Origin of the sequence: Elongatibacter sediminis (assembly GCF_037892215.1) — a bacterium.
GTDB classification, from domain to species: domain Bacteria; phylum Pseudomonadota; class Gammaproteobacteria; order Xanthomonadales; family SZUA-36; genus Elongatibacter; species Elongatibacter sediminis.
This window is the reverse complement of sequence record NZ_JAZHOG010000013.1, coordinates 39,778-59,468: the sequence shown is the minus strand read 5'-3', so window position 1 is coordinate 59,468 and position 19,691 is coordinate 39,778. Positions and strand designations below refer to the sequence as shown.

Sequence of the window (19,691 nt, the reverse complement as noted above, 5' to 3'; positions counted from 1 at the left end):
GATGACCAGCTCGGCGCCATCTCCTGCCCGAAGAGCACGCTGGCCGTGGGCGAGTCCATGACCTGTACCGCCAACGGCACCGCCGTGGCCGGTCAGTACGCCAACGTCGGTTCGGTAACCGGCAGCCCGCCGGTCGGCGATCCGGTGACCGACTCCGATCCCAGCCACTACTTTGGTACGGGTGATCCCAGCATAAGCATCGTCAAGGAAATCAGCGTCGATGGCGGGAACACCTGGCACGACGCCAATGACATCGGCAACGCCCTGGTGGCCGTATTCCCCAGCGGAGCCCAGTACCGCTTTACCGTCACCAACGATGGTTCGGCGCCACTCAAGGACGTGGTAGTGAACGATCCCGAACTCGGTATCGCCAATTACGCCATCGGTGATCTCGCGGTTGCGCAGGTTGTCGTACTGACTTCCGGCGACATTCCGGCACTGTCGGTAGAGACCCGCTGCGATGCACGCGGTACGTTCATCAATACCGCGACAGCTTCCGGTGCGTCGGCCGAGACCGATGATCCGGTCAGCGATAACGACAATGCCGTACTCAAATGCATTGGCGAACCGCACATTACCATCGTCAAGGAGATCAGCCCGACCGGGCCCAACGGACCGTGGTACGACGATGCCACTCCTCCGCAGGAACCGCCGAGTGATGCCTGGTACCGTTTGACGGTGACCAATGACGGCACTGCTCCCCTGGTGGATGTTGATGTCCAGGACGGCGATCTCGGTGTGCTGGAGACCATCGGTTCGATGGCCGTCGGCGAGGTGGTTGTACTGACCTCGGCCCAAGTGCCTGAACTGTACGTGCAGGATCGCTGCACGGGTGCCGGCGAAATCGGCAACCTGGGCGAGGTCAGCGCAACTTCAGGCGACGATCCCAATGATTCCGTGGGTGACAGCGATACCGCCACCCTGGTCTGCGTGGGAACGCCCATGATCCAGGTGATCAAGGAAATCAGTATCGACAACGTCAACTGGTCGGATGCCAACACCATCGGTGAAGCACTGGTCACTCAGGCGCCGTCTGATGCCTGGTACCGGATCACCGTGCGCAATACCGGCCCGGTCGACCTGGTGAACGTGGTGCTCAACGACGGTACCCTGGGTATCTTCAACTACCCGATCGGCAACATCGCCGTCGGTAACGAAGTGATCCTGACCAGCGGTGAACTGGCCGCCCTGTACTACCCGGGGCGCTGCACCAACCGGGGCGACTACGGCAACACGGCCACCGCCGAGGGTGAGTCTTCCGAAACCGGCACCCAGTCGAGCGATTCGGATGAAGCCTGGTTGCAGTGCACCGGCACGCCGGCGATCCAGATCATCAAGGAAATCAGCGTCGCTGGAGCAGCGGGACCCTGGTTCGACGACACGTCCCCGCAGGTATTGCCACCGGCCGATGCCTGGTATCGACTGACGGTCACCAACGTCGGAACGGCCGACCTGGAGAATGTGGTGGTCAACGACGCCACCCTGGGTATCGCCAACTTCGCCATCGGTGATCTGCCGATCGGTGACTCGGTAATCCTGGGCCAGGCGGAAATCGCCGCGCTGTACAAGCAGAATCGGTGCACCACCAGCGGGCTCGTGGTCAATACCGCGTCCGCCAGCGGCGATTCCCTGGACTTCCCGTTCGAGTCGGTAAATGACAGCGACAACGCCACCATGGACTGCCAGGAAGAATACGACCTGTGCGAAGTCGGTGGCCGGCCGAATCAGCTCAAGATCACCTACGACGCGGACGATGACACCGATCACGATCAGGGAAGCAGTGCGGTTCTTACGCCATCCACGGTGAATTTCCCGCCGATTGTAGACGTGAAAATCTACAGCAAGAACACCAACCGCGCGCCACTGGATACCTACACGGACGTTCAGGTGGGTGACATGATGATCGTCGAGGATCCGTCCAAGAGCGGCAAGATTCCGCCGACTATCGTTATCCAGATTCTCGATCCGGACAGTGGCGCAGTGCTGCAGACCATCACGTTCCACGGGTCCTGCTCCGCGCCGTTGAATGTCGGTGACGAGTTTGGCGGAATTACCATTCTTGGAGGCGTCTACTTCTGACCCTCCACTCGGGACTCCCCGAAGCAGAAACGAAAAAAGGGGCCGGAATTCCGGCCCCTTTTTGTTTCAGCCTGTTATGCACTGCGTCCAGCGAACGCCTCGACCCTGAAGATTCGATCGAAGCCCGCCACGGTGCCGCGGCCGGACTACAGCAGATCGGGCATGCCCGGCCCCTGGTATGTCGACTCACACAGCGTCACCGCATCGTTGGCGATGCGCTGAATCGGAACCACCCCGCTCACGTTGGCCGTCCCCAGGTCGTAGGTCACGGTGCCGCTCAAACAATCGGTGAAGTCGAGCTGGATGGATCCGTCCACGCTCTGGGCCGGAGCGGGGGAACTGGCGTCGAAAACACCACCGGTCGTCCATTCGATATCCAGGTCGGCCGTCCCGCCGCTGAACGGGCCGAACGCGGTAAGCCAGCGATGGCCCGGATCGCCGATCTGCGCGGTGACCGAATTATCAGGCCGTGACAGGTCGTAACTGAACCACGCCAGAAAGAGCTGATTGATGTTGTCGAACACATCCAGGAAGAACCCCTGCCCGCCTGTCGCCGGGTTGAACCAGCTACCGGCCATGCCGTGATTCAGGCGAAAACTTGCGGGTGGGGCGAACACGAAGAAAAACTCGCCGGTCTGGCCGGTATTCAACGGCTGAACGACGAAGTAATAATCCTGACCCGCTTGCAATTCAATCGCGCCGAAATCATCCGCCCCGCCTTGACCGTCGATGAATGCGATCCGGTTCTGAGTCGGGTTGCCGGTATTGACCGGCGCTGAAAACACCTGCAGGCACATGTCCACATCGTGGGCGATGGAAATGTCCGTGTAGTAGTAGGTTCCCGGTCTGGACACCCGTACCGGACCGCTCTGAATATAAGGGGTATTGCCACAGACGGAATCCAGGTTGGGCTCCGAACCGGTGAAACTTCCGGAAGTGAATTCGGGTACATCCCGCACGGCATTGGCACTCACAGCCCCGGGACCCGCGAAGGTTACGACCCAGGCGCCCTCGCCCGCCTCGCACCACTGCTGCACCACCAGAACGTAATTCGTGCCCGCGCTCAGATTCACACTGCCGAAGCTGTCGACTCCGTCCGGCGTGAGCAGGTTCTGAGTCGGATTACCCGGATTGAACGTTCCCTGATAGACCTGGGCCGAGATATCCACCCCATTGAAGTTGAAGGCATCGAACAGATCGTATTCACCGTTTGCGCCCACCTGAAACGAAACCTGCTGGTAGGGAAGCTGTTTTGGCGTGCTGCAGGTTCCCGGCAAATTGGACGTCACGGCCTCGCTGCCGTCGAATTCACCGCTGAGCACGGAATTCGCGGACCAGCCGGCGGTCGGCGCCAGGATACCGGCCAAAGCCACTGCCACGGCCGCCGACAAGTGCCGGCGGGCGGGATTTCTCCGAATTGCCGGTGGTGTTACCCCTTGTTGATGCATCATCGTAGCTCCTGTGATGGTCATGACATGGATGGAGCCGATGATAGCACCGGCGCGACCGTCCGTAGCCGACGTCGAGCCTTGCGGATGGTATACTTTCGGCAGGTCTGAGTGTTTTCCGGCCAGGGCTGACCCGGTTGCGGGCAGCCACCCGAATCGCCACAACGTGTGCGACTGCGCGGAAAACCAGCAGGCCAGACAGGCCCCGGGATGCCGTGTATCCCGGACAGGAACAGGACTTGATCCCAGAGGACAGGTACCGATGACACACTTCGCCATTCTCGGTGGCGGCCGGCTCGCCCGGCACATGCGCCACTATTTCGCCCTACTCGGCTTGCCCCACAGCGCCTGGGCACGAAACCCGTCGCCCGACCTGAACACCCATGGCGGAATCGATTCCGACCGCCGCTTGCGCAAAACTCTCGAGCCGGCAACGCACGCCCTGGTGTTGATCTCCGACGACGCCATTCCAGGCTTCCTCACGCGCCATCCCGCGCTGCAGGACAAGACCGTGCTGCATTGTTCGGGGACTCTGAGCCTTCCCGGCATCGCCGGCGCTCATCCGCTGATGACGTTCGGGCCCGGGTTCTACACCCTGGAGGAGTATCGGCGCATCCCGTTCATGGTGGACAGCGGACACCGGTTCGAGCATCTCCTGCCGGGACTCCCCAACCCGCATTTTCCGATAGCGCTGGAACACAAGCCCCGTTACCACGCGCTGTGCGTGATGGCGGGCAATTTCAGCCAGATCCTGTGGCAGGGGGTGACCGACCGATTCGCCGACATCGGCCTGCCTGCGACGGCCCTGGAGCCGTATCTGCACCGGGTCGTCGGAAATTTCACGGAGCATCCTGAAACCGCCCTGACCGGACCGCTCAGTCGCGGCGACCGGGGAACCATCGAGCGCAACCTTCAGGCCCTGGCGGGTGACAACCTCCAGCCCGTGTATCAAGCTTTTCTCGACCACTGGAACGCCGAAACCGGTTCCGGGCGAAATACGGAGGTGGCCTCATGAATATCCTGACCTTCGCCGAGCACAAGCGCAAACACGAAAAACTCGTGATGGTGACCTGCTACGACTACACCGCCGCGCGCATCGTCGCCCAGGCCGACATCGACATGATCCTGGTCGGAGACAGCGCGGCCATGGTCATGCACGGCCACGACAGCACCCTGCCCATCAGCACCGACGAGATGGCCATGCACGTCCGCGCCGTACGCCGCGGCGCTCCGAAAACGTTCATCGTCGGCGACCTGCCCTTCCTTTCCTACCGCCGCTCCCAGTCGGAGACCATGGACGCGGTGGCCCGGCTGATGCGGGCTGGCGCGGAAGCCGTGAAGCTGGAAGGCATCGCGGGCAACGCGGAAATCATCCGCCACATCGTCGACTCCGGTGTCCCGGTCATGGGACACATCGGACTGACCCCGCAATCGGTCAACCAGCTCGGCGGCTTTCGCGTGCAGGGCGTCGAGGCGGACGACCGGGAACGGCTCAAACGCGAAGCCGTCGCCTGCCAGGAAGCGGGATGCTTCGCCCTGGTACTCGAATGCGTACCGGAAACCCTGGCGGCCGAAATCACCTCGCTGTTGAAGATTCCCACCATCGGTATAGGTGCCGGCGCCGAAACCGATGGGCAGGTACTGGTCATGCACGATCTGCTGGGCCTGAATCTCGACTTCAAGCCGAAGTTCGTGCGCCGTTACCTGGACGGCAACAAGCAGTGGCTGGACGCCTTCAATCAGTACGCCAGCGACGTGCGTTCCGGGGAATTCCCGGCCAGCGAAGAGCGTTACGCGGGATGAAGGTGTTCGATGAACTGGACGCCTGGCGCGACTACCGGGCCGGGCGCGAGGCGCCGGGTTTCATCCCCACGATGGGCGCCCTGCACCCGGGCCACTTGAGTCTGGTCCAACGTGGCGTGGCCGAAAATCCGTGGACGGTCGCGAGCATTTTCGTCAATCCGGCACAGTTCAACGATCCGGCAGACCTGCGGGCCTACCCCCGCCAGGTGGATGCCGACCTCGCGCAGCTCGAAACGGCTGGCGTGGAGGCCGTGCTGCTACCGAACGAGAAGGCGCTGTATCCGGATGAGTATCGCTACCGACTCAGTGAATCCGAGCTGAGCCGGCGCCTGTGTGGTGCGCACCGGCCGGGGCATTTCGACGGCGTGCTGACGGTGGTGCTCAAACTCCTCAACCTGGTCCGTCCCGCAAGCGCCTATTTCGGCGAAAAAGACTACCAGCAACTGCAACTGATCCGCGGCATGGCGGAAGCCTTTTTCCTGCAGACGCGCATCGTCGGCTGCCCCATCGTGCGCGAAGTTGACGGTCTGGCCATGTCCTCTCGCAACCTTCGTCTCGACCCGGAGCAACGGCGCACGGCGCCGCAGCTGCACCGGGTCATCACAACCGCGGGCGGACCTGGCGAGGCCGTCGCAGCTCTCGCGGACCTGGGCTTTGAAGTCGACTACGTCGAAGATGTGGACGACCGGCGATTCGCCGCCGCTCGCCTCGGCGAAGTCCGCCTGATCGACAACGTACCGCTCGTGGAACCCGCACCATGAAATCACGGCGCATTCTGCACCTCATGTCGGGCTCCATCGCCTGCGCCAAGGCCACCGGCCTCACCTCGGCCTGGGTCAAGGCCGGCCATGAAGTGCGCGTGGCCGCCACCCACTCGGTGGCGCAGTTCGTCGGCAACGCGACCCTCGAGGGCTTCAGCGGGCACCCTGTACTGTCCGACGCTTTCGCCGGCGGACGCGTCATGGACCACGTCAACCTGGCCCGCTGGGCGGACCTGATCGTCGCCGCGCCCGCGACCGCGAACCTCATCAACAAGCTGGCCGCCGGCATCGCCGATGACGCGGTGACTTCGCTGTGGCAGGCCGCCTGGGAACGCGGCTACCCGATGATCATCGTGCCGGCCATGAATACGCGCATGTGGCGCTACCCCGCGACGCAGGCCTCGGTGGAGCGGCTGACGTCCTGGGGGGGCCACGTGCTGCCCACCGCAGACGGCGACCTTGCCTGTGGCGAGATGGGCGCGGGCCGCATGCTGGAAGTGGACGACATTCTCGCGCGGGTCGAGGCGCTGACGGCACCGCGCAGCGGTGCGAAAATCCTGATCACCGGCGGCGGTACCCGCGAGCCCATCGACTCGGTGCGGTATATCGGCAATACCAGTACAGGCCGCACCGCGTCAGCGCTGGCGGACCGCCTTGCGAATCACGGCCACGACGTGACCTGGCTGGGCGCCGCGCAGGCCGAACAACCCCGGCGCGTTGCCAGGCGGGTGCACTATTCGAGCTTCGCCGACCTGCGCGACGCGTTGCAGCGGTTACTGTCAGAAGAATCCTTCGATGCCGTGATCCATGCCGCCGCCGTGAGCGACTACTCGGTTGCCGGCCTGTCCGGGACAGCCGGATCCGGCTCGGGTAAGTTGCCGTCCGGGCAGGAGCTCGAGCTGCGCCTGCAACCCAACCCCAAACTGATCGATGCACTGAAGGGCTGGTCGCGCAATCCCTCGCTTCGCATCGCCGGCTTCAAACTGACCGACACATCGGATACCGACAAACACCGCCAATCCGTGTCCGAACTGTTCCAGCGTGCGAAAACGGATCTCGTGGTGCACAATGATCTTGGGGATATTCGTGCGGGCACGCATCCGTTTACCGTGTACCGTGCCCCGGACCGGCCCGATCGCCTGGGCGATGTCGCCGCCCTGGCCGACTGGCTGAATTACTGGCTGAACGACCTGGCGGAGGACGCTCCATGATCCTGTGTCTCGATATCGGCAACAGTCACATCTTCGGGGGTGTGTTCGATGGTGAGAACTTGCGCCTCACCTTTCGCAAGGCGTCGCGCACCGGCGCGTCCTCGGATGAACACGGCCTGTTCTTTCGCAGCGTGCTGCGCGAGAACGGTATCGACCCCGACGCCATCGAGCGCATTGCGATGTGCAGCGTGGTGCCCGAGGTGGTCTACGCCATCAGTGCGAGTTGCCGCAAATACTTCGACCTGGCTCCGTTCATCCTGCAGGCGGGCGTTCGAACCGGGCTGAAAATCGGTTATCAGAATCCCAAGGAAGTCGGCACCGACCGGATCGCCAACGCCATCGCCGGGGCCCACCTGCTGCCCGGCCAGGACTTTCTGATCATCGACCTGGGCACGGCCACGACCCTGTGCGCGGTCAGCCGTGGGCGGACCTACATGGGCGGCGTGATCCTGTCGGGCCTGCGTTTGTCGATGCTGGCCCTGGAAAGCGGAGCCTCCAAACTGGGCGCCGTCGAAATCGTGCGTTCGGAACGCGCGCTGGGCCGCACCACCAGCGAAAGCATCCAGTCGGGCCTGTTTCTGGGGCATCTCGGCGCGCTGCGCGAAATCATCGACCGCGTGGTGGAAGAAGAATACGGTGGGCAGCGCCCACGCGTGCTGGCCACCGGTGGATTCGCAAGTCTGTTCGAAGACCAGAACCTGTTCGACATCAACGTGCCGGACCTGGTGCTCCAGGGGCTCAAGCTGGCCGAAGCGATGAATCGGGACTGATTCAGTCGCCTCGCGCCGCGGGTTCGAATGACACGATCTCGTTCCACATCGTCTCGAATTCGTAGGTGCCCGGTGCCAGGATCACCTGGTCCCCGGGGCGTGCCAACCCGAGCGCCACGGTGGCCGCGCCTTCCGGCGGATCGACCACGGTAATACAGTCTTCAGAAACCCCGGCATCGATCAGAACCCGGCGCATCAGTTGCGGGACTTCACCCGGCTGACGATTGCGCAGCTTTCCCGGATAGCGGCGCACCACGAAATGATCCACGCGATCGACCGGAAAAAGGGTGTGCGTGGCGATTTCCTCATCGGTGCGATTTCCGGTTCCCGCAAACAACAGGATGCGCCGACCGCTGTATCCGAGGCGATCGGCACAATCGAGCAGCTCGCGCATGCCGTCGGGATTGTGCGCGTAGTCCATGATCACCGTGAAAGGATATTCATCGTAAAGGTTCAACCGGCCGGGATTGGTCTCGTACCGGGAATCGAAGCCCCGCAGTGCGCTCGCGATGGCGTCAAACCCGATTCCCATGAGGCGCGCGGCCGCGATGGCGTGCTGCGCGTTGCTCAGGTTGAAGCGGGCCGCACCGTCCAGCGAGGCCGGGAAATCCGTCACGGGCAGCACCGGAGTGCAGGTCCCGCCCTCGTGCCACACCAGCCACGCCCCGCCCGGATCCGGACCGGGGTTTTCGAGCACGCAGGCCGCTCCCGAACAGTCCAGTTGATTCAGCAGGGACCCGGCCCGTTCCCGCAGGGAGCACAGCGCAATCCTGACACCCTCCGCGAAGGGCAGCATGCTCATGCAGGCCGCGGAATCCGCATTCAGCACCACACCGCGGCGCGCACGTGCCACGATGCTGCGCTTCAATGCGATCATGTCCGCGTGAGTATCGATACCGAATTCGCCGATGTGGTCGACCGTGACGTTGATGCATACCCCCACGTCCACCGCATCGAACATGAATCCACTGTGAGCCACGCCGCCACGAGCCGTTTCGAGCACGCCGAAATCGACGTCGCGGGATTCAAATACCAGGTGGTGGCCACCGGTCCCGGCCAGGTCGCCGGCTTCACGCAATTCGCCGTTGAGATAGACGCCTCCGGTGCTGGCCAGTCCCGGCCGCCAACCGTCGTTGCGTGCCATGCGCTCGAGAATGCGTGCGGTTGTTGTCTTGCCGTTGGTTCCGGTAATGGCGACCAGCGGAATCCGCCCGGTGCCGCCATCCGGAAACAGCCAGCGCAGAAACCGTTCAGCGGCCCGTGATGCCCACACCGAGTCCGGTGGCAACAGATGATCCAGTTGCGGCGCGGGATCCATCGACACCACGGTGGTTCCGGCGGCATCCGGTGGCGCGGCGAGATCATCGCTGACCAGGCTGAACCGCAACAGGCCACACTCCAGCCGCCGCGCGGCCGACTCCAGCCGTTCGGCCAGCTCCGGATGAAAGCCATCCCTGGCGATGACGGCCCCGTTACCCACGTCCGGGTGCTTCGCCCGGCCGGGGCAACGCACCGCACACAGGGTTTCACCGCCGGCCACCAGAACCTCCCAGGCATCACCCGCGACATGGGCTTCGATCAGTACCTCGGGATCAGTGCGGCGCAGGCGTTCGAGTTCGACGGTCAGGCGGGCTTCGTCAGCCAATGGCGGCCGCGAACGCCCCGGGGTCCGGGACTGCGATGCGATGCGGCGAACGGGCTTGAGGACGACCGGGTAACCCAGCTCCGAAGCGGCCCGAACCACCCGACGTGTCATCGTGAGGGGGCGCGCATCGCGCGGTTCACGAGGCAGCGGCAAGGCGAGGTCCTTCAAGGCCGCCCGCCGTTTCCCGCGATCGAACAACAGGGGGACCAGACGCGCGCTGCGTTGCAGGCTCAGGGTGCCGTCCACGACCTGCTGATGCACGCCGTGCCCGAACTTCAACAATCCATGGGGGCGAATTCTGAAATCGCCCGTCACGCCTTCGTAGGGCGCACGCTCCAGTTTCACCCAGGGGATGTCCAGGCTCTCCGCTGCGGCGATCAGCAGATCCGCGTCACGCGGCAGCACGCTGCCCGGCGCCCGTTGCAGAAACTGCCGCAGCGACTCTTCGGCATCCCCGCCGGGAACGTCATCGTCCGCCTCCCAGCCCAGTCCGGGCAGCGCAGCGGTCAGCAGCCGCATCGCGATCTCCATCGCATCGGCCCCGGTATCCGGGTGCTCGTACTCCGCCACCGCCCTGCAGTCATCCGGCCCGGCGGGCAGCACATCGGCAAATCCGACGCGATGACCGGTCGCCTGCTGCAGGCCAACAGCCAAATCGGCCAGCAACCTGCCGAAGAGCGCGAGCGTCTTCCCATCCGATGCAGGCGCGGAGCCTGGCTCCGCCACCCGGCCCGGCGCACCGGCCGCCAGCGCATCGGTGTCGATCCGCACCCCCGCACCCGTCAGGACTTCGGCCACGGCTACCCGGGCCCGCTCCAGTCCGGTGCGTACCCGGTCCGGCTCGCCGGATTCCCACCGCAAATGCCATTCGATGGCGGTGCGTTCAGTCCTCCGGTTGGGACCGATGTACATCAATCGCTCGATAACCTGCATGGGTTTCTGGTCGTTACTTCGGACTCGCCCCAGTTTACTGAAAGTGGCGGTCGGAAAAACGGGTACGCAATATCGGCTACTGAATGGCTGACGCGGGCATGTACAATGAAATGCGACGGGTCCCGCAGCGGACCCGCCGTCGCGTTTCCACCAAGTAAGGACGCCACCTGATGAATTTCGATCTGCCCGAATCCACCCGTGTCCTCAGTAAAAAACTCCTGGCTTTCATGGAAGCCCACGTATATCCGAACGAAGCGGCCTACGCCGAGTCGCTGGCCGAAGCCGAAGATCCGTGGCAAACGCCGCCACTGATGGAAGACCTCAAACAACGGGCCCGTGAGGAAGGATTGTGGAATCTGTTCATGCCGGGAACGAAGTTCGGCGCCGGATTGAGCAACCTGGAGTACGCGCCGCTGGCCGAAATCATGGGCCGGGTACCGTGGGCGCCGGAGATTTTCAATTGCAGCGCCCCGGATACCGGCAACATGGGAGTGCTGGCGGATTACGGCACGCCGGAACAGCAGGAACGCTGGCTGCAACCCCTGCTGGAAGGCCGCATCCGCTCCGGTTTCGCGATGACAGAACCCGCCGTCGCCAGCAGTGATGCGACCAACGTGGAAACCGCCATGATCCGGGACGGCGACGACTACGTGATCAATGGCCGTAAATGGTTCACGTCCGGCGCCATGAACCGGCATTGCCGCATTTTGATCGTCATGGGCAAGACCGATCCCGACAACCCGAACCGGCACCTGCAGCAATCGATGATCCTGGTGCCCATGGACACGCCGGGCGTGCGGGTACTGCGGCCGCTGTCGAGCTTTGGCTACCTGGATCCGCCCGAAGGCCATGCGGAGATCGATTTCGACAACGTGCGGGTTCCTGCGGATAACCTGCTTCTGGGCGAAGGCCGCGGCTTTGAAATCGCCCAGGGCCGGCTCGGTCCGGGCCGTATCCACCATTGCATGCGCCTGATCGGCTGCGCCCAGCGCGCCCTCGAACTGACCTGCCACCGTGCCGAGAACCGCTCCACGTTTGGCCGCAAGCTGAGCCAGCACCAGTCGGTGCGTGAGCACCTGGCGCGCATGTTCTGCGCCATCGAACAGGCCCGCCTGCTCACCTTCAAGGCGGCCGACCGCATGGACCGGCAGGGCAACAAGGCGGCGCGGGACCTGATCGCCGCGATCAAGATCGTCGCTCCGAGCATGGCCTGCGACGTCATTGACCGGGCCATCCAGATCCACGGCGGCGCCGGCGTCACCGGTGATTTTCCCCTGGCATTCGCTTACAACTACGCGCGCACCATCCGGCTGGCCGACGGCCCGGACGAGGTGCACATGATGCAGTTGGGCCGCGATCTGGCGCGACGGCTGTCCAGCGCCTCTGCATCTGGACGAGTGTAGGGAAACCGGCATGCACCAGGGCACGAAACAGGATACGAACCAGGACATCCACCAACTGGACGATTCCTCGCTTGCCGCCTGGCTGGAAGCGAATCTCAAAGGCTTCAGCGGACCGTTGGAAACCCGCAAGTTCAGCGGCGGGCAGTCCAATCCCACCTACCTCGTCGAAGCACGCAGCGGACGTTATGTGTTGCGCCGCAAGCCGCCCGGCAAGCTGCTGAAATCGGCCCACGCGGTGGATCGGGAGTTCCGCGTGCTCGAAGCCCTGCACGGCAGTGACGTACCGGTGGCGCGCCCACTGGCGCTGTGTGCCGACGATGACGTCATCGGCAGCATGTTCTACCTGATGGAGTTCGTCGACGGCGCGGTGTACTGGGATCCGGCGCTTCCCGAACTGCAACGCGGGGAGCGCGCCCCGGTGTTCAGCGAGGTCATCCGGGTGCTGGCCGCCATCCACACGGTCGACCTGGAATCTTCGGGTTTGTCGGACTACGGGCGGCCGGGCAACTACTTCGAACGGCAGACCGGCCGCTGGACGCAGCAGTACCGCGCCGCCGAAACCGACCGCATCGACGCCATGGAGCACCTGATCAACTGGCTGCCGAGCCACATGCCGCCCGACGACGGGCAGGTGAGCCTGATACACGGCGATTACCGTCTGGACAATCTGATGTTCGACCGGAGCGAGCCGCGGGTTCGGGCGGTGCTCGACTGGGAGCTTTCCACCCTGGGCCACCCCCTGGCCGACCTGGCCTACTTCTGCATGTGTTTGCGCCTGTCCCGCAGCCATCGCATCAAGGGACTGGCCGAACTGGATCGCGCCGCACTGGGTATTCCCACCGAGGATGAGATGGTGGCTGAATATTGTGGCCTGCGTTCGCTGCCGGCGATCGAGCACTGGAACTTCTACCTGGCGTTCAGCCTGTTCCGCCTGTCGGCCATCTGCCAGGGCGTGATGAAGCGCGCGCTGGACGGCAACGCGGCCAGCGACGAGGCGCTCGCCACCGGCGCCATGGCGCGGCCATTGGCCGAACTGGGAGCGCAGATCGCCGCCACCTGAAGCGGCCGAATGGGCATTCGGCCGCGGGCACCTATACTGGAGGTGATCGCCGCTCCTGCGAGCGAATGCGCCCGTGTCCCGTCATCAGCCGGAGAATCGCCATGTTTCACGAGTATCGCCCCTTCGCGCAGGCCGTCATCGTAATCGTCGCCGCGTGGTCTCTCACCGCCTGCGATGCCGGGCCCGGCACCGGCGATCAGGAAGCCGCGGCTTCGCCCCCGCCCCCGGAGACAGCGGCCGAAATCGCATCCCGGGCGGGTGCCCCACTGTTCGACGGCATGGGCGATCACCATCATCCGGTGACGACGTCCAGCACCTGGGCGCAACGTTATTTCGATCAGGGTCTGATCATCGACTTCGCGTTCAATCACGCGGAGTCCGCACGCGCCTTCCGCGCCGCCCAGACCCTCGACCCGCAATGCGCCATGTGTTTCTGGGGCGAAGCGCTGGCCCTGGGACCCAACATCAACGTCACCAGCAACGGCCAGGCGATCATGTCCGAGGAGTCCCGCGTGCAGGCCTTCGCGGCGGTGCAACAGGCACTCGCGCTCCGGGACCGGGCCAGCGACATCGAGCGGGATTACATCGATGCCCTGGCCACACGCTACAACGGCGATCCGTCGACCCCCCGCGAGCCGCTGGACCAGGCCTATGCGGATGCGATGCGCGACCTCCATCACAAGTATCCCGATGACGACGACGCCGCTGTCCTGTTCGCCGAAGCGCTGATGACGACGATGCCGTGGGATTACTGGCTGGATCCGGAAAACCCCAGGCCACATACCCGCGAAGTCATCGATGCGCTTGAGACCGTACTGGCGCGTTCACCCGGGCATCCAATGGCCCTGCACCTGTACATCCACGCGGTGGAAGCCTCGTCCGCGCCGGGGCGGGCCGAATCCGCCGCCGATACCCTCGCCGGCCTGGTGCCGGGTGCCGGACACCTGGTGCACATGCCGGCCCACATTTACTGGCGGGTCGGGCGCTACCACGATGCAGCCGAAGCCAACGTGCGCGCGGCAGCCGTCGACGAGGACTATATCGCGCAGTGCCAGGCGCAGGGGTTTTACCCGGCCTTGTATTACCCGCACAACATTCACTTCCTGTGGGCCGCCTCCAGCATGGAAGGCCGCAGCGAGGTCGCGATCGACGCCGCGCGGCGGGTCGCCGCCAATGTCCGCCTGGAAGTGATTAGGGAGTTTCCGATGGTGGAATTCTTTCACACCATTCCACTGCTGGCCCTGTCCCAGTTCGGCCGCTGGGAGGAGGTGCTGAACGAACCCCGCCCGGATCCGGAGCTGACGTATTCCACCGCCATCTGGCATTACGTGCGCGCCACCGCGTTCGCCAACCGGGGGGATCTGGATGCCGCCCGGAACGAACACGCTGCTCTGAAACCACTGCGTGATTCGGCCGAGGTTCATTTTCTGGACAAGGTGGATTACCCGGCCAGCCAATTACTTGAAATCGCCGATCAACTGGCCGCCGGCGAAATCGCCCTCGGCGACGGCGATGCCGAAGGCGCCGCTGAAGCGTTTCAACGCGCCGTGACCGCCCAGGACGCCCTGCCCTATACCGAACCTCCGTTCTGGTACTACCCGACCCGGCAATCGCTGGGCAAGGCCCTGCTGGCCGCAAACCGGCCGGACGAGGCCGAGGCAGTCTACCGGCGGGACCTCGAAGACCACCCCCGCAACGGGTGGTCGCTGTACGGCCTGGTGCTGAGCCTGGAGGCGCAGCAGCGGGCCGAGGATGCCGCGCAGGCGCGCACCCGCTTCGAGAAGGCCTGGTCGCTGGCCGACGTGGAGTTGTCCTCGAGCCGGCTCTGATCCGCTATCATCCGGAGGCATGAAACCAATCATCGCGCTCTCCGGCAGCCTGCGTGCCGGCTCGCTGAACTCCGCCCTGCTGCGCGCCGCGCAGCAGCTCTTTCCCGACGACATCGAGGTCGGGTCAATTGCCGGCATCCCCCTGTACAACGGCGATGTCGAAGAACGGGACGGCGTACCCGAGTCGGTGGAGCGACTCAAAGACCGGATCGCCGGCGCTTCCGGGCTGCTGCTGGCCACGCCGGAATACAACAACGCCATGCCCGGCGTGTTCAAGAACGCCATCGACTGGCTCAGCCGCCCCCCCAAAGACATCCCCCGGGTATTTCACGGCAAACCGGTTGCGGTGATGGGCGCCACACCGGGCGGTTTCGGCACCAACCTGGCGCAGAATGCCTGGTGGCCCGTACTGCGCACCCTGAAAACCCGCCCCTGGTTCGAAGGCCGGCTGATGGTATCGCGGGCCCCGGATCTGCTCGATGACGACGGGCAGCTCACCGACAGCGAAGCCCGCGCACGGCTGCAGGCCTTCGTGGGCGGATTCATTGCCTACGCACAGACCTGATCCCATCCGGCACACCGTCCCGGCACCTCGCCCGGTTTTCACGGATCAACCCGCATGCAGTGACAATTAACGACACGGAGAATGCCGCGTTTGGTCAGCCAGTGGTTCGAGTGGCAGATTTTGTCAGTCCACGGCTTAAAATGAATATTAACGCAGAATCAATAGGTTAGATCTTTTTTTCACCGATATTCCACGCCCAGACCTTTTTGGCACGTTTTCTGCATTTACAGAGTCGTACAGCCGAGCAGTCAAGCGGCACTTTGAAGGAAACGAACCACCGCCAGGAGGGCGAGAAAATGTCACAGTCCATACTCCGTCTGACACAATTCCAGGTCGAGAAGCTCCGCTGCATGGGCGGTGCGGGACGCGCCTCACCCTACCGGATCACCACCTACCGGGGCACCACGATCGGCGCGACCGGTCTGATCGCCCAGTACGGTTGGACAGCCTGCAACGAAGAACGCTTTTCATCCCGGCCCGCGGGTTTGTGGCACCGGTTCCGCCAGGCTCTGAACGTTCGCAAAGCCGGCTAGTCGCACGATTGCCGGAACCCCGTTCCGGCGGCATCCAAATCACACCTTTCTGACCGAGCCCGGGCGCGCTTTGCGCGCCCGCACCGACTTCTCCCCGCATTTGCTAGACTGGCACGACGCCTGAATCATTCGATAACCGCCGGGCCGGCATGACCCTCGCCCGGAGCATTCAGGCTGGAGGGACGGTGACTGAATTCCTGACAGCGCAAACCAGCGGAACGCAGCTGACCATCAGCCTGCGCAACGACTGGCGTTTCGACAACGTGGCCCTGCTGGTCGACGAACTCGAATCGCTGGAACCCGGCCAGGCCCGCGAAATCACGTTTCGCTGCGGCGGCTTGCGCGAGTTCGACCTCGCTGGCGCCTGGGTGTTGTACGACAAATCGCTGGACTTCGAGGAACAGGGTTATGAATCCCGTTTCGAGGGCTTCCAGGCCGGACACCTGAAGTTTCTCCAGAACATCATCGACGTGGCCGCGGTCAACGAGTACGACCCCGATTTCTTCAATCCGCCCCCGCGACACCGGGTGCGCGAGCGCCTGGAAACCGTCGGCGCGGCCACCAATCGCGGTTTCGAAGCCGTAGGCCACATCACACGCGCCATCTTCGACGGGGTCCGGCGTCCCACGCTGCTGATGGTCGGTGAAACCCTGCGTCAGATCCACGAAACGGGCGTTCGCGCCATCCCCATCGTCATGGTCATCACCTTTCTGATGGGCATCGTGCTGGCCTACCAGGCGTCGGACCAACTCGCCAAGTTCGGGGTCACCATCTTCGTGGTCGATCTGGTGAGCAACTCGGTTCTGCGTGAAATCGGCGTGCTGCTGGCCGCCGTGATGGTCGCCGGCCGCTCGGGATCTGCGTTCGCCGCAGCGCTGGGCACCATGAAACTGAACGAGGAAATCGACGCCCTGCAGGTGATGGGCCTGAACCCCAACCAGATCCTGATCGCGCCGCGCGTGCTGGGTCTGACCCTGGCCATGCCGTTTCTGACCGTGTTCGGTGATCTCGCGGGCCTGGCCGGCGGTGCGTTCATCTGCGTGACGGTGCTGGACATCCACTGGGTCCAGTTCTACGACCGGGTCGCTTCCAGCGTCGGCATGACGGATCTCTGGGTCGGGCTGATCAAGGCACCCTTCTTCGCCCTGCTGATCGCCGCCACCGGAACCCTGCGCGGCATGCAGGTCCAGGGATCGGCCGAGGAACTGGGGCGCCTGACCACCCTGGCCGTGGTGCAGTCGATCTTTCTGATCATCATCGCCGACGCCTTTTTCACCGTCCTGTTCTCACGCATGGGAATCTGAAACATGCCCGAAGCCTGCGAGGTCATCCCCCAAACGTCCACTGACGGGCCGCGGAATGAACACGTCATCCGGGTCCGCGGACTGGTCAACCGCTTCGGCCGCCAGGTGGTGCACGACGGACTGAATCTCGACGTTCGCCGCGATGAAACCCTGGGCCTGGTCGGTGGTTCGGGAACGGGCAAGTCGGTATTGCTGCGCAGCATCCTGGGGCTGCACCGTCCCAATGCCGGTTCGATCACCGTGCTGGACCAGGAAATCCACTACCGTCAACCGGGCCCGTTCCGCCAGTGGGGGGTGTTGTTTCAGGGGGGTGCGCTCCTGTCCGGCCTCACCGTGCAGGAAAACGTCGAACTGCCCATCGCGCTGCACTCCAACGTACCCGTGGACCTGCGCCGGGAGCTGGCCTGCCTGAAGATCTTCATGACCGGCCTGACCCTCGACGCGGCCTCCAAGTACCCCAATCAGCTCTCGGGCGGCATGCGCAAACGGGCCGCCCTGGCGCGGGCGCTGGCCCTGGACCCCAAGATCCTGTTTCTCGACGAGCCCACGGCCGGCCTCGACCCGATCGCGGCCACCGAGTTCGATAAACTGATATCGTACCTGCAGAAGAACCTGGACCTGACGGTGGTGATGGTCACCCACGACGTGGACAGCCTGTTCAATATCTGCGACCGCATTGCCGTGCTCGTTGACCGGGGCATCGTGGTGGACCGCACGGAACGCATCGTCGACAACCCCCATCCCTGGATCCAGTCCTATTTCGGCGATCCCCGGGCGCGGCGCGCCCGCAAGGCCACGCAAAACCATGTTCAAAGGCAATAACAACCTGGCCGTCGGACTGTTCGTCACCCTCGCCCTGGCAGCGGTGGCGGTGTTCTCCATGTGGTTCGCCGGCACCAAGGGCAGCGAGCCGACCGAACGGTATTCCATCCTGTTTCAGCGCGACGTCAGCGGTTTGTCGCTGGGCGGTCCGGTTTATTTCATGGGGGTACAGGTGGGACGGGTGGCTGACATGGGTATCATTTCCGACGACACCATCCGGGTTCGGGTGGACATCGATGTCGCCGCCGACACACCCATCGATACCGGTTCATTCGCCAGCCTCACCGCGCAGGGAATCACCGGCGTCAACGTCATCAACATTGCCAGCGAGCCCGGGGAACAGGGTCCATTGCAGCGAACCGAGGGCTTTGATCACCCACTGATCCCGGTCCGCCAGACGGGTCTGTCCGCGCTGCTGGCGCAGGCGCCGGACACCATTTCCAAGCTGAACGCCGTGCTGGACCGAGCGAATGAATTGCTGGGCGACGCCAATCGCGCGTCGATGACGAATGCGCTGGCCAACGTGGAAACCCTGACCGCGGCCCTGGCGGCCAACCCCGACGATCTGGCGCAACTGCCGGGTGAGATGAGATCCCTGGTCGCTGAATCACGCGCACTGGTCCAGGAAGTGGACCAAACGGTCGGCGATATCCGTCCGGACCTCACCTCTACGCTGTCCCAGCTCGACGCGACATCGGCCAACCTGGCGGGACTCACCCGGCGTGTCGATCGCTGGCTGGCCGAGAACGAAACTGAAATCCAGCACTTCATCGACAACGGCCTGGGCCAGGCGCCTGAACTCATGTTCGACCTGCGCCGTACCCTGCGCGATCTGCAGAAACTGTTGCAGTTACTGCAGGAAGACCCGAGCCAGCTCATTCACCGCCCCCGCGAAGAGGTATTGGAGGTCAATCCGTGACAACCCGGACCGTTTTCCGCGCCCTGATGCCAGCCCTGGCCGGTTTGCTCCTCACCGCCTGTGGCGGAGTGCTGGAAAGCCAGAAACCGGCACGTCAGACCTACCTGCTGCAACCTCCCGACCCGGTGGCCGGAACGCTTGCCGAAGGGGTTACGCTCAACCTTGCCGTTTCAGCGGTGCCCGGTCTGGACACCGACCGGATTCTCGCACTCGGCCCGGATGCGCGCCTCAACCCGGTCGCCAACGTCCGCTGGGCCGACCACCTGCCGGAGGTGATGACATCGGTGATCCGGCGCACGCTGGCGGATTCCGGGCAGTTTGAACGGGTCAATACCGACACCCTGGCCCACCCCGGCGACTGGCAACTGGACATCGAACTGCAGGCGTTCTACGGCATGCAGTCGGGAGATGGAAGCATTTCGCGGGTTCGCCTGCTGATGGATGCCATCGTGAGTTGCGGCGAGCGGCGGGAACGCCTGCGCATGAACGAAGAGGCGCCGGCCGGCGGCAGTAACGTCGCACGTCTGGTCGCCGCTCACCAGCAGGCCCTGGACCGGGCGCTACGCAGTCTTCCCGCACGCCTGGCGACAGCCTGTTCCGGCTGAT

17 protein-coding genes are annotated in these 19,691 nt (G+C 64.0%); 15 read left to right on the top strand and 2 right to left on the bottom strand.

Features of this window, described 5'->3' with window-relative positions:
• Positions 1-2,079 (top strand): DUF7467 domain-containing protein (locus V3330_RS17090; protein WP_354696661.1); only part of this gene is annotated, 2,079 nt, incomplete at its 5' end.
• A gap of 146 nt (positions 2,080-2,225) precedes the next feature.
• Here V3330_RS17090 and V3330_RS17085 read toward each other — a convergent pair.
• Positions 2,226-3,530 carry a hypothetical protein gene (locus tag V3330_RS17085; RefSeq protein ID WP_354696660.1) on the bottom strand — a complete coding sequence of 435 codons (1,305 nt, stop codon included), beginning with the start codon at positions 3,528-3,530 and terminating at the stop codon, positions 2,226-2,228.
• A 259-nt stretch (positions 3,531-3,789) separates the two neighbouring features.
• Here V3330_RS17085 and V3330_RS17080 point away from each other — a divergent pair, with 259 nt between their 5' ends.
• The 5 genes from V3330_RS17080 to V3330_RS17060 are packed head-to-tail and all read left to right on the top strand — an operon-like array spanning position 3,790 to position 8,072.
• Positions 3,790-4,542, top strand: coding sequence for a DUF2520 domain-containing protein (locus V3330_RS17080; RefSeq protein ID WP_354696659.1), 753 nt, complete (start codon positions 3,790-3,792; stop codon positions 4,540-4,542).
• Positions 4,539-5,330, top strand: coding sequence for a 3-methyl-2-oxobutanoate hydroxymethyltransferase (gene panB / locus V3330_RS17075; protein WP_354696658.1), 792 nt, complete (start codon positions 4,539-4,541; stop codon positions 5,328-5,330). Before V3330_RS17080 ends, panB begins: the two co-directional genes overlap by 4 nt.
• Positions 5,327-6,091, top strand: coding sequence for a pantoate--beta-alanine ligase (panC, locus tag V3330_RS17070; RefSeq protein WP_354696657.1), 765 nt, complete (start codon positions 5,327-5,329; stop codon positions 6,089-6,091). Before panB ends, panC begins: the two co-directional genes overlap by 4 nt.
• Positions 6,088-7,302: a bifunctional phosphopantothenoylcysteine decarboxylase/phosphopantothenate--cysteine ligase CoaBC gene (gene coaBC / locus V3330_RS17065; protein ID WP_354696656.1), complete on the top strand. Its 1,215-nt coding sequence runs from the start codon at positions 6,088-6,090 to the stop codon at positions 7,300-7,302. The genes panC and coaBC overlap by 4 nt, the downstream gene beginning before the upstream one ends.
• The gene (locus V3330_RS17060; RefSeq protein WP_354696655.1) at positions 7,299-8,072 is read left to right on the top strand and encodes a type III pantothenate kinase; all 774 of its coding nucleotides are present in this window, start codon (positions 7,299-7,301) and stop codon (positions 8,070-8,072) included. Before coaBC ends, V3330_RS17060 begins: the two co-directional genes overlap by 4 nt.
• Position 8,073: 1 nt before the next feature.
• Here the strand turns inward: V3330_RS17060 and V3330_RS17055 are convergent, their stop codons facing one another.
• Positions 8,074-10,650: a glutamate ligase domain-containing protein gene (locus V3330_RS17055; protein ID WP_354696654.1), complete on the bottom strand. Its 2,577-nt coding sequence runs from the start codon at positions 10,648-10,650 to the stop codon at positions 8,074-8,076.
• Positions 10,651-10,820: 170 nt separating this feature from the next.
• On the opposite strand from V3330_RS17055, the gene V3330_RS17050 reads away from it, so the two are divergent.
• The 9 genes from V3330_RS17050 (at position 10,821) to V3330_RS17010 (ending at position 19,690) form a co-directional block, all read left to right on the top strand.
• Positions 10,821-12,053, top strand: a complete 1,233-nt coding sequence (locus tag V3330_RS17050; protein WP_354696653.1) for an acyl-CoA dehydrogenase family protein — start codon at positions 10,821-10,823, stop codon at positions 12,051-12,053.
• 10 nt (positions 12,054-12,063) lie between these two features.
• Positions 12,064-13,113 (top strand): phosphotransferase, encoded by a 1,050-nt coding sequence (locus V3330_RS17045; protein ID WP_354696652.1) that lies wholly within the window; start codon positions 12,064-12,066, stop codon positions 13,111-13,113.
• A gap of 101 nt (positions 13,114-13,214) precedes the next feature.
• A complete protein-coding gene (locus tag V3330_RS17040) occupies positions 13,215-14,942 on the top strand; it encodes a tetratricopeptide repeat protein (RefSeq protein WP_354696651.1) in 1,728 nt (575 codons plus the stop codon).
• Positions 14,943-14,961: 19 nt separating this feature from the next.
• Positions 14,962-15,507, top strand: coding sequence for an NADPH-dependent FMN reductase (locus V3330_RS17035; protein WP_354696650.1), 546 nt, complete (start codon positions 14,962-14,964; stop codon positions 15,505-15,507).
• Between the two features lie 296 nt (positions 15,508-15,803).
• On the top strand, positions 15,804-16,040 hold the full coding sequence (locus V3330_RS17030) for a hypothetical protein (protein WP_354696649.1): 237 nt from the start codon (positions 15,804-15,806) through the stop codon (positions 16,038-16,040).
• 185 nt (positions 16,041-16,225) lie between these two features.
• On the top strand, positions 16,226-17,344 hold the full coding sequence (locus V3330_RS17025; protein ID WP_354696648.1) for an MlaE family ABC transporter permease: 1,119 nt from the start codon (positions 16,226-16,228) through the stop codon (positions 17,342-17,344).
• A 3-nt stretch (positions 17,345-17,347) separates the two neighbouring features.
• Positions 17,348-18,166, top strand: coding sequence for an ABC transporter ATP-binding protein (locus V3330_RS17020; protein ID WP_354696647.1), 819 nt, complete (start codon positions 17,348-17,350; stop codon positions 18,164-18,166).
• A complete protein-coding gene (locus tag V3330_RS17015) occupies positions 18,150-19,085 on the top strand; it encodes an MlaD family protein (RefSeq protein ID WP_354696646.1) in 936 nt (311 codons plus the stop codon). Before V3330_RS17020 ends, V3330_RS17015 begins: the two co-directional genes overlap by 17 nt.
• Complete coding sequence (locus V3330_RS17010; RefSeq protein WP_354696645.1) at positions 19,082-19,690, top strand: ABC-type transport auxiliary lipoprotein family protein; 609 nt, start codon at positions 19,082-19,084, stop codon at positions 19,688-19,690. The genes V3330_RS17015 and V3330_RS17010 overlap by 4 nt, the downstream gene beginning before the upstream one ends.
• The last annotated feature ends 1 nt before the right edge of the window (position 19,691 follow it).

What these genes read in the sequence shown, in the direction of transcription:
- V3330_RS17085 (WP_354696660.1), bottom strand. Translation starts at nt 3,530, where the DNA reads ATGATGCATCAACAAGGGGTAACACCACCGGCAATTCGGAGAAATCCC.
- V3330_RS17080 (WP_354696659.1), top strand. Translation starts at nt 3,790, where the DNA reads ATGACACACTTCGCCATTCTCGGTGGCGGCCGGCTCGCCCGGCACATG.
- panB (WP_354696658.1), top strand. Translation starts at nt 4,539, where the DNA reads ATGAATATCCTGACCTTCGCCGAGCACAAGCGCAAACACGAAAAACTC.
- panC (WP_354696657.1), top strand. Translation starts at nt 5,327, where the DNA reads ATGAAGGTGTTCGATGAACTGGACGCCTGGCGCGACTACCGGGCCGGG.
- coaBC (WP_354696656.1), top strand. Translation starts at nt 6,088, where the DNA reads ATGAAATCACGGCGCATTCTGCACCTCATGTCGGGCTCCATCGCCTGC.
- V3330_RS17060 (WP_354696655.1), top strand. Translation starts at nt 7,299, where the DNA reads ATGATCCTGTGTCTCGATATCGGCAACAGTCACATCTTCGGGGGTGTG.
- V3330_RS17055 (WP_354696654.1), bottom strand. Translation starts at nt 10,650, where the DNA reads ATGCAGGTTATCGAGCGATTGATGTACATCGGTCCCAACCGGAGGACT.
- V3330_RS17050 (WP_354696653.1), top strand. Translation starts at nt 10,821, where the DNA reads ATGAATTTCGATCTGCCCGAATCCACCCGTGTCCTCAGTAAAAAACTC.
- V3330_RS17045 (WP_354696652.1), top strand. Translation starts at nt 12,064, where the DNA reads ATGCACCAGGGCACGAAACAGGATACGAACCAGGACATCCACCAACTG.
- V3330_RS17040 (WP_354696651.1), top strand. Translation starts at nt 13,215, where the DNA reads ATGTTTCACGAGTATCGCCCCTTCGCGCAGGCCGTCATCGTAATCGTC.
- V3330_RS17035 (WP_354696650.1), top strand. Translation starts at nt 14,962, where the DNA reads ATGAAACCAATCATCGCGCTCTCCGGCAGCCTGCGTGCCGGCTCGCTG.
- V3330_RS17030 (WP_354696649.1), top strand. Translation starts at nt 15,804, where the DNA reads ATGTCACAGTCCATACTCCGTCTGACACAATTCCAGGTCGAGAAGCTC.
- V3330_RS17020 (WP_354696647.1), top strand. Translation starts at nt 17,348, where the DNA reads ATGCCCGAAGCCTGCGAGGTCATCCCCCAAACGTCCACTGACGGGCCG.
- V3330_RS17015 (WP_354696646.1), top strand. Translation starts at nt 18,150, where the DNA reads ATGTTCAAAGGCAATAACAACCTGGCCGTCGGACTGTTCGTCACCCTC.